This window comes from Streptomyces sp. NPDC052023 (genome assembly GCF_044548465.1).
Classification (GTDB): Bacteria; Actinomycetota; Actinomycetes; order Streptomycetales; family Streptomycetaceae; genus Streptomyces.
In genome coordinates this window covers 57,968-69,026 of the sequence record NZ_JBIUBW010000025.1, presented here as the reverse complement: position 1 = coordinate 69,026, position 11,059 = coordinate 57,968, and the positions used below count along the sequence as shown (strand labels likewise).

Annotated in this window: 9 protein-coding genes and 1 pseudogene; 1 reads left to right on the top strand and 9 read right to left on the bottom strand. The window is 71.0% G+C overall.

What is annotated here, in order from left to right; genetic code table 11:
- Nucleotides 1–31: 31 nt before the first annotated feature.
- Nucleotides 32–1,178 (top strand): annotated as a pseudogene (locus ACIHCM_RS33365) (chorismate-binding protein); the annotation flags it as partial.
- Nucleotides 1,179–1,266: 88 nt separating this feature from the next.
- Here the strand turns inward: ACIHCM_RS33365 and ACIHCM_RS33360 are convergent.
- The 9 genes from ACIHCM_RS33360 to ACIHCM_RS33320 form a co-directional block, all read right to left on the bottom strand.
- Nucleotides 1,267–2,049: a GTP-binding protein gene (locus ACIHCM_RS33360; protein ID WP_399904369.1), complete on the bottom strand. Its 783-nt coding sequence runs from the start codon at nucleotides 2,047–2,049 to the stop codon at nucleotides 1,267–1,269.
- Nucleotides 2,050–2,245: 196 nt separating this feature from the next.
- On the bottom strand, nucleotides 2,246–2,701 hold the full coding sequence (locus ACIHCM_RS33355; RefSeq protein ID WP_399904365.1) for a Fur family transcriptional regulator: 456 nt from the start codon (nucleotides 2,699–2,701) through the stop codon (nucleotides 2,246–2,248).
- Nucleotides 2,698–3,450, bottom strand: a complete 753-nt coding sequence (locus ACIHCM_RS33350) for a class E sortase (protein WP_399904362.1) — start codon at nucleotides 3,448–3,450, stop codon at nucleotides 2,698–2,700. Before ACIHCM_RS33350 ends, ACIHCM_RS33355 begins: the two co-directional genes overlap by 4 nt.
- A 5-nt stretch (nucleotides 3,451–3,455) precedes the next feature.
- Nucleotides 3,456–4,391 carry an anchored repeat-type ABC transporter permease subunit gene (locus ACIHCM_RS33345; RefSeq protein WP_399904359.1) on the bottom strand — a complete coding sequence of 312 codons (936 nt, stop codon included), beginning with the start codon at nucleotides 4,389–4,391 and terminating at the stop codon, nucleotides 3,456–3,458.
- A complete protein-coding gene (locus ACIHCM_RS33340) occupies nucleotides 4,388–5,167 on the bottom strand; it encodes an anchored repeat-type ABC transporter ATP-binding subunit (RefSeq protein WP_399904356.1) in 780 nt (259 codons plus the stop codon). Before ACIHCM_RS33340 ends, ACIHCM_RS33345 begins: the two co-directional genes overlap by 4 nt.
- Nucleotides 5,164–6,099: a TIGR03773 family transporter-associated surface protein gene (locus tag ACIHCM_RS33335; RefSeq protein ID WP_399904353.1), complete on the bottom strand. Its 936-nt coding sequence runs from the start codon at nucleotides 6,097–6,099 to the stop codon at nucleotides 5,164–5,166. The genes ACIHCM_RS33340 and ACIHCM_RS33335 overlap by 4 nt, the downstream gene beginning before the upstream one ends.
- Nucleotides 6,096–7,664 carry an anchored repeat ABC transporter, substrate-binding protein gene (locus ACIHCM_RS33330; RefSeq protein WP_399904350.1) on the bottom strand — a complete coding sequence of 523 codons (1,569 nt, stop codon included), beginning with the start codon at nucleotides 7,662–7,664 and terminating at the stop codon, nucleotides 6,096–6,098. The genes ACIHCM_RS33335 and ACIHCM_RS33330 overlap by 4 nt, the downstream gene beginning before the upstream one ends.
- Nucleotides 7,665–7,767: 103 nt before the next feature.
- Nucleotides 7,768–9,501, bottom strand: a complete 1,734-nt coding sequence (locus ACIHCM_RS33325; protein WP_399904347.1) for a choice-of-anchor M domain-containing protein — start codon at nucleotides 9,499–9,501, stop codon at nucleotides 7,768–7,770.
- Between the two features lie 125 nt (nucleotides 9,502–9,626).
- Nucleotides 9,627–10,928 (bottom strand): choice-of-anchor M domain-containing protein, encoded by a 1,302-nt coding sequence (locus ACIHCM_RS33320; protein WP_399904344.1) that lies wholly within the window; start codon nucleotides 10,926–10,928, stop codon nucleotides 9,627–9,629.
- Nucleotides 10,929–11,059 lie beyond the last annotated feature (131 nt).

The following is an 11,059-nucleotide window of genomic DNA, read 5'->3' as shown; positions in this document are numbered from 1 at the left end:
GGACCCGGCAGCAGAGGAAGGGCACGACAGGATGAGCACCGGCCCCCGGAACACCTGGGACTCCTGGGCGCGTTCCGTGACGCCTCTCGGGCGCGCGAGCACCCTGGAACCCAGCCCCGACCCCGCGGCCACCGCCACCCGTCTCGCGCAGGCACACTTGGCCGACCAGTACGTGGTGTACGAGGCGGAAGGCGGCGTCTGGCACTTCGCGGCCGGCTCCGCAGTCAGCCTCACCGCACACGCGAACGCCGTCACCGCGCGCGCCGCCGGGCGTACCTGGACCTCCCGCACCGACGGCCGGCCGGTGACCGCGTTCGTCGCCGCGCTCGGCGCCCTGTCCGCGACACACGGGGCGGCCGACGGGGGACGTCACTTCTACGGTTGGGCGGCCTTCGAACTCGCCCACCTCCTGCACGCCGACGCCGAAGCCGCCGGGGACCGCCCGCTGCTGCACGCCCTGGTCCCGGCCGTCGAGGTGACCTTCACCGAGGCGGAGACCGTGGTGCGAGCGGTGGACGAGGCATGGCTGCGCAAGGTCGCGGACCTGCTGGCCCAAGAGACCGCCCAACAGCCGACGCCGGACGCAACGACGACGGAGGCAGCCGAACGCGTCATCACCGCGGGCACCGCGGCCTACGGCGGCGCGGTCGCCCGCACGATCGAGGACATCCGTGCCGGGCTCCTGGAGTAGGCCGTGCTCTCCCGGAAGGTCCCCCTGACCGCCGCACCGGCGGTCGACTTCGCCGCGACCTATCTCGCGGGGCGCCGGTCCAACACCCCGGGCCCGCTCCTACCTGCTGGACCTCGGCGGCTACCGGGCGGCCGGGTTCAGCCCGGAAACCGTCCTGGAGGTCGCGGAGAACGGCCGGGTCAGCACCCAGCCCCTCGCCGGCACCCGCGCGCACGGCCTCGACCCGGCGGAGAACGACCGTCGCCGCGCGGAACTGCTCAGCGACCCCAAGGAGATACACGAGCGCGCCGTGTCCGTACGCCTGGCCTGGGAGGAGATGGCGGCGGTGTGCCGGCCCGGCTCGGTCGTGGCTGAGGAGTTCATGACGGTCCGGCCGCGCGGCTCGGTGCAGCACCTGGCGTCACGGTTGGCGGTCCGGCTCCGCGAGAACGCCGGGCCGTGGGACGCCTTCGCCTCCCTCTTCCCTGCGATCACCGCCACCGGTGTCCTCGTCGTCCGCCGCGCGGGGAACTGAGGTCCGCTGGCGACCGGGCGGCGCCCGCGACTCCTGGAGACCGTCCCGGACCGCCCGGCGGTCACCCCGTGCCGTCGGTGCTCAGCAGGGGATCGGGGAAGGTGGCCCAGCCGTCTTCCCCCAGGGCCAGTTCGGCGTCGGTGAGCAGAGCGGCGGCCAGCGCCGAGCGGATGTCCAGGGCGTCCAGGTCGACTCCGGTGAAGACGATCTCGTTCCGGCGTTCGCCGTAGTAGTCGTCCCAGAACCAGGAAGCGAGGGTGCGCCGTTGGGGCGACGCCGCCGCCCAGGCGTCAGGTGCCTCGTCGCGCAGCCACTCGCCGTTTTCCTGCAGCGCCAGATGCGCTCCCGCCGAACGCCAGGTGATCACGGCGTTCGGGCGGCAGGACAGCCACAGGTGTCCGCGGCTGCGCACGACTCCGTTCATCACTGGTGCCAGCGCGTCCGCCAGGCGTCCCGGATGCAGCGGTCTCCGGGACCGCCACAGCACGGACTCCACACCCTCGTGCCGGCCGCGGCGAGCGAACGGCACACTCACGGGCTCCAGTCGTCCACGCCACTCCTCCCACCCGCCGCCACCGACGGGGCCGGCTGCGACGGGATCCGTCGAAGTCGACAGCGACGCACGACCGTTGAGGCGCACCGCGAGCGTGGCGACCCCGCGGCGGAGTCGGGCGTCCGTGCCGGTGAGGGCAGGGATCAGCAGAGTGTCGGCCGCCTCCACCTGGCGTGCGGCGGCCTCGGCGAGGGTCACGGAGGCGGCACGTCCGTCTCCGTCCCAGAGTCGTACCGTGCGGTGTACACAGCCGATGTGCTCGAGGAACGGGGCTGCTTCCAGACCGACCATGACCGGACCCGGCTCAAAGCGGTCGGCGAGTGAGCTGCCACCCAGTCGTGGCCTCCACAACTCCACAACTCCACAAGGATGGCAGCAGGTCGAGCTTACCGGGCAGGGTCAGGACGACGTGCGGCCTCTAGCGCCACGCCGCAAGATCCGGCGCTTGTGGGCAGCCGAACGGTGGTACCGCCCGGGGCCGGCAGAGCTATCCGTCGCCGACGCAGTCGGGACAGACTCCGGTCGCTCTCACTCCGTGGCGCACATGGACGAACCCGTAGCGAGGCCCCAGGCTCTCGATCCACTCCTCCAGCACCGGTGAGACGAAGGGCACGCTGTCGCCGCACACGGTGCACCGCAGGTGGTGCACATGATGGGGCGGCTGGTACCGGTAGAGGCGAGCGGTGCCGCGCACGGCCTCGACCAGATCCTCGGCCTCGGCAGCCGCAAGGGTGCGGTACACGGTCGACAGACCGACCGTGACGCCACGGGCCTGGAGTGCCGCGTGCAGCTGCTGAACGCTGGCGAAGCCGCCGAGGCGCCGGAGTTCGGCGAGCACCAACGCCCTTCGCGCGGTCAGCGCGACGCCGGACCGGGCGTTCGTCTCGGCACCGTCACCCGTCGCGGCCGACGCCGGGCGTTCCGCGTCCGGCCGGCCGCTCACCCTCGACCGCCTTCGAGGAGGCGGCCCCACACCACCAGCCGGTAACGCGAGCTGAACTCGGGAGTACATGTGGTGAGGGTCAGGTAGTGGCCCGGCTTGTCGTAGCCGGCCTGGCGGCTTGCCGCACTGCTCGGGACGGGCTGGATGACCGCGCCGTCGTCGGGACTGGTACTGGGCAGTGCGGACTCGATCCGGTACTGGAAGTCCCCGTTCGCGGTGGACAGCGTGACCATGTCCCCGGGACGTACGTCGTCGAGATGCCGGAAGGGTTCGCCGTGGGTGTTGCGGTGCGCGGCGAGGGCTACGTTGCCCTGCTGACCGGGCAGGGCGGTGCCGACGTAGTGACCGACGAAGCCGCGGTCGAGGACGCGGTGCTTGTCGGTGCCTTCGGCAACGGGGGCGGTCAGTCCTATGGCCGGGATACGCAGGACCCCGAAGGTCTGGGACCGGGCCGGGGTACGGCGCCCGTCGGGGAGACCCCGTGTGTCGTCCGCATGGCTCACCTCGTCGCTCGCGGCCCCGTCCGCCACCGCTCCCGCCCCGTTGCCGGGCGCCGATGGGGCCGCCCCGCCGCCGCTCCCGTCCACCCCGCCGGGTCGGCGCCACTCCTGTTCGAGTCGCCGCACCTCCTCGTGTGCCTGCGCCTGCGCCGCGTTGTTGGTCCACCACAACAAGTAGACGGCGAACAGCAGCATCAGCGCGCCGAGTGTCACCGCGGCGTCGCTGAGGCCCTGCACGATACGGCGCACCGATCTCACCGGGCCGGGGCCTGCTCGACCAGCGGGGTGTCCTCTCCGGCCTGCCGGTCCTCGGGCCCCGGCGCTGGACTGCCACCCGGTCCTCTCGTGCCAAGTCGTGCCGTCAGCAGACCGTGCCGGGGGGCGAAGAGCCAGCACAGGACGAACACGCCGGTGACCACCAGGACGATCAGGCCGCCGGCGGCGAGGTTGTAGGCGTAGGAGAGGTAGAGGCCCACCACCGCGCCGCCGGCGCCGACTGCCGGGGCGAGCAGCATCATGACGCCGATCCGGTCGGTCAGCAGCCGGGCACATGCGGCAGGGGTGATCAGCAGGGCGAGGACGAGGATGTTGCCGACGGCCTGGAGCGAGATGACCACGGTGACGGTGACCAGCGCGTACAGGACGATGTCCAGGACGAAGACGGGCAGGCCGACAGCCTTGGCGGTCTCGCGGTCCAGGCTTACGGTGACCAGCTCCTTGTGCACGGCGCCGGCCACGAGGAGCAGTATCAGCCCCATCACCGCCACGGTGACGACGTCGCGGTCACTGATGCCGAGGATCTGTCCGAACAGGAACGATTCGAGCGACCCGCTGTAGCCGGGGGCGGTGCTCAGGATCACGATGCCCAGGCCGAACGCGGCGGCGAAGAACACGCCGATGACGGTGTCCTCCTTGAGTCGGCGGTTCTGCGAGAACACGGCCACGGCGAGCGCGGTGAGCAGACCGGCCACGGCCCCGCCGAGGACCAGGTTGAACTGGAAGACGAAGGCGATGGCCACGCCGGGGAAGACCGAGTGCGACACGGCGTCGCCGATGAATGCCATGCCGCGCAGTACGACGTGGGCCCCGACCACCCCGGAGACGATGCCGCACATCACGGCCACCGCGAACGCCCGGCGCATGAAGAGGTGCTCCCAGGGACCGGTGACGAAGTCGAGGATCGCGCTCATCGGGTCACTCCCAGGGAGGTCAGCAATTGGTCGGACTTCGCGACACCGAAGGCCCGCAGCCACACGGCGGGGTCCCTGAGGGTCTCGGGCGCACCGTCGGCGATCACGGTCCTGTTCAGCAGGCAGAGCCGGGTGGCCATGTCGGCGGCCGCGGGAAGGTCGTGTGTCGTCATGAGCAGCGCCTTGTCCTGTGCGCGCAGCCGCAGGAAGAGCGCGGTGAGGAGTTCCTGGGTGGGCACGTCGAGCCCCGTGAACGGCTCGTCGAGCAGTAGCAGCCGCGGTCGCAGTGCCAGGGCTCGGGCGACCAGGACGCGCTGCCGCTGTCCGCCGGACAGCTCTCCGATGGGGCGGTGGCGCAGATCGGTCATGGCGACGAGCTCCAGTGCCTCCTCGACCGCCGCGCGGTCGTCGGCGCCGGGGCGTCGCAGCCAGCCGATCCTGTGGGTTCGACCGGTGAGTACGGCCTTCTCCACGGAGAGGGGGAAGTCCCAGGCGAACTCGTGCCGCTGGGGAACGTAGCCGACGGTGCCCCTGGTCCTCTCGGCCGGCTTCCCGTCCAGCCGGACGGTGCCGTTGTGCGGGGTGAGCAGGCCGAGGACGGCGCGCAGGAGAGTGGTCTTGCCGGCGCCGTTGGGTCCGATCAGCCCGACGAGTTCGCCAGTGCGCACGGTGAGGTCGACGCCGTCCAGGGCGAGCCGGCCGCCCAGCTCCACGGCTATTCCCCGTACGTCGAGCGCGGGCTCCTCAAGTGTGTCGCTGGTGGGGTGGTCGGTCACTGGTCCTCTCCTTCCCCACGGGAGGCGGGTGTGGTACTGCCCGTCTCACGTCGTCCACGTCGCCACACGACGGTCACGGCGAGGGCGGCCACCGCCGCGGCGGCACCGATGCCCCACCACAGCGGAGCGGACGACTCGTCCGACGGCGGCTCGCTCGCTGCCGGCTCCCCGGAGTCCGGCACCGGGGAAGAATCGGCGGAGGTCTTGGCGGCGAACGCCTTCGCCGGGTCCTGGGAGCCGACGGAGAACTGGAGGGTCCGCTTGCTGTCGTGGCTCTTGCCGTCCTTCGTTCTGGCACTCATCGACACGTCGAGGAGGTAGGTGCCGGGCTTGGTGAACGCCCAGTTGCCGTGGACGTGGGTGTTGACCTCGATGCCGGTCTCCTGTGGAAGCTTCTTGCGTCCGTCGAAGAGCACGGTGGGGGTTCCGAAGCTGCCGTTGAGGAACAGGACGAAATCGCCCGGTCCTTCGGCCCCCGTGAGCTTCCAGGTCACCTCCCGCTCGACCTCGGTGGCGATCCTGGGCTCCTGGCTGTTCCAGCCCGGCCACAGCACGCCCTCCTGCTGGACCTGGGGCAGAAGCCACACCTGGTCGCCGGGCTTGCCGAGGAAGCCGAACTCCTCGCCCGTCGGCACCTCGATCTTCGCGGTGTCCTTCACCTGCAGCACGACGTCGCGGGTGTCCCGCCAGACGGCGGGATGACTGGTGTCGTCGCGGATCTGCACGGTCCAGCGGCCCTGGTCGAAGCGGGGGCCGATGTCGATGTGACCGTCACCGATGACCGTGCGGCCCGTTCCGGTCTCCGCCGCGGCCTCGGCTTCGGCGCCCGGAGTCGGTGACTCGTCGGCCGTCGCAGGCAGCGAGGATGCCGTGGAGAGGAGGAGGACGGCGGCGAGGAGCGTCGTCGCTCCACGCAGGAGTCTGCTGTTCACTTCGTGCCTCCGAGGCAGGAGCGGAGCTCGTCGGCGTTGTGCCGCATCATCTCGGTGTAGTGCTGGGTCTTCTTGTCGAAGGCGTCGCCGTAGAGCATGCAGACCTTCACGTCCTGGTCCTCGGCGACCTGGTTGAGGACGGTGGCCCGCTGTACCAGGTTGGGTTCCATGAACACGGCCGGGACCTTCAGGTTCTGGATGGTGCGCGAGAGCTTCTCGATGTCGTCGGCGCTGGGTTCCTGCGCGGGGTTGGGCACGACGAACCCGGCGACGGCCATGCCGTAGGCGTCGGCCAGATATCCGAAGGCGTCGTGGGTGGTGATCAGCTGACGCCTGTCGTCCGGTATCTCCGCGATCTTCTGGCGGACGTACCTGTCCACCTCGTCGAGTTCGTTCTCGTACGTCCGGCTGGTGGCGTCGTAGGACTTCGCGCCCTCGGGGTCTGCCTTCTTGAGGGTGTCGCGGATCAACTGCACGTAGGCTTTGGCGTTCTGCACGTCCTGCCACAGGTGCGGGTCGATCTCCCCGTGGACGTGCTTGCCCAGGACGGCCTGCGGCAGCTGGTGGATGTCGGCGCCCGGCCTGCCGAGGAAGGAGAACCGCTTCTCCTGCGGCACCTTCTCCAGAGCCCGGTTGGGTACGTCGATGACGACGTCGCCCGGCGGGATCTCCTCCTGCTCCTTGCCCTTGGTGCGCAGGTCGGTGAAGGCCGACATCCTGCCCGAGTCGATGTTGACGGTCAGGTCGGTGTGTCCGTCGTCGAGGATCGTGTCGCCGGGGCCGGCGACAGTGTGCGGGTCGACGCCGACCGCGAAGGTGAAGGTGCCCGTGCCCACCGGCTTCGGCGCGGCGTCGCCGTTCTTCAGCTTGGCCTCAAGGCTGAGCTTGTAGACGCCCGGTTTGGTGAAAGCCCAGTTCAGGTGGGTGTGTGCAGCGGGCGGGAGGCTGGTGGTGTCCTTGTCCGAGAAGCCGTCCGCCGAGTTGAAGTAGATGTTCGGCTGGCCCAGTGACTCCGTGAGATATGCGATCAGTTCGCCGGGCCCCTGCACGTCGGTCGCGGAGAGCAGGATGTCCGAGGAGCGCGTTGCGCCCCGTTCCTCGCCCTCTCCCCGCACCCGCAGACCGAGCCAGAGGACGTCCAGACCGATGTCCTCCACCAGAGGGATGACGTTTGCGCCGTAGGTCTCCGACGCCTCGGCCAGGGAGACGTTGGGCGTGTCCTTGCGGGCGTTGGCGTCGACCGTCTTGATGAGGGCGTGCTCCTCCAGGAGCATGTGGTTGGTGAAGGTGACATCGGCCTTGGACACCGCGTCGGCGTCCTTCGGCGTGGGTTCGTAGGAGTGGGGGTCGCCGCCGGGCGGCACGATCGAGTCGACCTGGACGCGGTCGCCGCCGACCTCGCGGACCAGGTCGGCCAGGATCTCGGTGGTGGTCACCACCCGCAGCGCCGCGTCCGGGTTCTCGGCGTCGGCGGCGGGCCGGGCATGGCCCTCGCAGCCGGTGACGGTCATCCCGAGGACGGCGGCCGCGGCCATTGTCCGCACGACGGGTCTGGGCACACGCATGATGGAGCAACTCCCAACAGGCAGGGGGCCGGCGCCGGGCAAAGGGATGACCGGGCGCCGGATGGAGGTGGGGCGTGCGGTCTGTCGGCCGCGCCGACCGGCTTCAGGACTGCGGGCCGGTGTCCGTGCGCACCGGCACCGGGCGGCGCCTGGCGCGGCCTACGGCGAGTGCGCCGCCGCCGGCTGCCACCAGAGCTCCGGCGCCGGCGGTCAGCGACAGCGCCGACCCGCTGCCGGTGTGGGCGAGGCTGCCGTCTCCGGACGTCCCGTCGGGCGCGGATCCACCGCCCGTCGTACCGCCGGAGCCGCTGCCGCCGGTTGAACCGCCGGTTGAGCCGCTCCCACCGGTGGCACTGCCGCCGGTACCGTTTCCTCCGGTTGAGCCGCCGTCCCCGGTGCCGCCTCCCGGGTTCACGGTGTTCGGGTCGACGTCACCGACCGCGAACGTGTAGGTCCGGGTGTCCGAGGCGGCCTGCCCGTTCGCCAGGGTTCCACTGAACTGGAAGGTCACCTTGTAGGTGCCTTCCTTGCTGAACCCCCAGTTGCCGTGAGCGTGCACGCCCAGGTTGACCTTCTGGGTGTCCGGCAGGCCGTCCTTCGTGTTGTACAGGACCTTCGCACCGCCGAGGCCCGCGGTCTCCCAGATGGCCAGTGAACCGGGCCCGCTGACCTTGGTCAGCTTCATGTCGAGGGGACCCTTGAGGTCACCTGAGTCGAGCTCCTCGGTGTTCCAGCCGGCCCACACCACGCTCTGCTTCTGGACCTGGGGAATCAACCAGAAGTCGCTTCCGGCCTGCCCGAGGAAGGAGTAGGCGCTGTTGGTGGGGACCTTCTCCATCGCGTCCTGGTCGACGTGGAGGACAACGGAGGAGGGCTCGCGCCAGACGATGTTCGCCGGGTTGCGGCTGTCCTTGAAGAGGGTGCGCAGCTTGCCGTCGACCATCTTCCCGGCGACGGCGTCCACGTGGCCGTCGTCGATGACCACCTTCTGCGTCTGGATGGCGTCCGCCGCCTTCGCCGCGGGCACCTGGAGCGGGACCTTCGGCGTGCGGGTAGTCGCCGCGCCCCCGTCAGGCTCGTCGGGAGAGGCGGGGACCGGCGGCTGGGAGAGCGGCGGAGGCGCGACGGTGTCCTGCGGTGCGGACTCCTCCACGCGCACGGTCCACTCGGTGTCGGCCGTGGTGGTCCGGCCCGTCGTAAGGTGGGCGGTGGCCCTGGAGGTGATCCGGTACTCTCCCGGCCGGGTGAAGGCCCAGGCGACCTCACCTCTGTCGGCGGCACGCAGGGCCTGGGCGTCGGGGAGTCCGTCGGTGCTGTCGAAGAGCACCTTGGGCGCCTGCGCCCCGGCCTCCGTCTCGGTGCCGGCCTGGGGCGTCCGGAAGACCTTGAGATCGCCTGGGCCCTCGATCCCGGTGAGGGCCCATTCGACGGAGTCCTCGGCGAGCTGTTCCGCCGGAACTCCGGTGGTGTCCCAGTGCGGTGCCGCCGCGCCCGCCTGCTGCCCGTCCAGGATCCAGACCTTGCTCCCCGGCTCGCCGAGGAAAGCGTGATCGGGCCCTTCCGGGACGGTGGCCGCGGTGTCGGCGCCGACGACCAGGTCTGCCCCTGCGCGGTCCTGGACGGGCGCGCCGTCCTCCGTCTCCTGGCGCAGGTCGAGCCCGACCTGTCCGTTCTCAAGGCTCACCACCACGCCGGCCGTCGCGCTCGGCTGGGCGGCCTCTCGCTGGACACCGTTGTCGCCGGCGTCGGCGAAGGCCACGGGGGACAAGCCCGCGGCCAGGGCCACGGAACCGACGGCCCCGACTATGGCCCACCGTGCACTCTGATGTGAAGTCATGGGATGGGTGGTCCTTCTCCGGCGACGGCTCTCCGGCACGTCGCCATGTTGTGGTGGTGGGGGGCGGGGGGGGGGGGGGGCCCCCCCCCGGGGGGGGGGGGGGGGGGCCCCCCCCCCCCCCGCCGTCAGGAGGAGGCCGTCGGCAGATCCGTACCGTCTGCCGGCCCGCTCTGCTGCTTGCGCCGGTGCAGGTACACGGCGGCACCCGCGCCCACCACGAGGAGGGCCGCACCCGAGGCACCGAGAGGCAGTGCGAGGCCCGCGCCGGTCTGGGCGAGCCCGCCGTTGGGCGAGGTGCCGCCGCTGGTGCTTCCGCCGTCGGTGGCCCCGCCGGTCACGGCGCCCGTCGTGCCGTTGTCGCCGGTGGTGCCGCCGTCGGTCGTTCCGCCGTTGGTGGTTCCGCCGTTTTGGCCGCCGTCGGTGGTTCCGCCGTTGGTGGTGCCGCCGTTTTGGCCGCCGTCGGTGGTTCCGCCGTCGGTGGTGCCGCCGTTCTGGCCGCCGTCGGTGGTGCCGCCGTTCTGGCCGCCGTCGGTGGTGCCGCCGTTCTGGCCGCCGTCGGTGGTTCCGCCGTTTTGGCCGCCGTCAGTGGTGCCGCCGTCGGTGGTTCCGCCGTTGGTGGTGCCGCCGTTCTGGCCGCCGTCGGTGGTTCCGCCGTTCTGGCCGCCGTCAGTGGTGCCGCCGTCGTTGCCGCCGTCCCCGTCGTCGCCCGGCAGAGCGATGGAGTCGGTGTCGACGTCGCCGACCGCCATGGTGAAGATCTGGCTGTCGGAGACCACCTCACCAGAGGCGAGGGTGGCCGAGAAGGTGAACCCGAGCCGGTAGACGCCCGGTTCGGTGAAGGCCCAGTTGGAGTGCTCGTGCGTCTGTGCCGCCACCGGGTAGGTGTCGCCGACGCCGTCCGTGCTGTCGAACTTCATCACCGCTTGTCCGAACATGTCCCAGTCGAACATGAGCAGCTGCCCGGGTCCCTCCAACGTGTTCAGGCTCAGCTCGAACGTCCCCTGGATGTCCGCGTCCCGGAACGCCTCGGTGCTCCAGCCGGCCCACAACACCTCGGGGTTCTGGGTCTGCGGGATCATGTAGATGACGTCACCCGGTGCTCCGAGGAAGTCGTAACCCGCGTCCGGAATGGTCAGTTCGCCTGCGGTGGTGAGGTGCATGATCACCGAACGTGGCTCGCGCCAGACGACCTCGGTGGTTCTGCTGTCCTTGAAGAGGGTGCGGAACTCCCCGTCGACCATGCGCGGCGCGATCGCGTCGACGTGCCCGGTGTCGATGACGATCCGCTCGTCGACCACGTCGCTCGCCGCGGGATCGGCCGCGAGCGGCGCCGCGTACGCCGCGGGTACGGCAGTGGACACCGAACCCGTGCCGGACGCCGCGCCCGCGGAGACGAGCCCGGCCATGGACAGTGCAAGTGCCCCCACTACGCGCACAGAACGCCTACTTGATGTCATCGCCCCTCATCTGCTGTTGTCACCATCCGCCAGGAAGGGCGGCATGGGTGGGGAACTCCCCGTTCCGTACGCGGCCCCCGTCGGTGAGTTCCCCGGTCGCG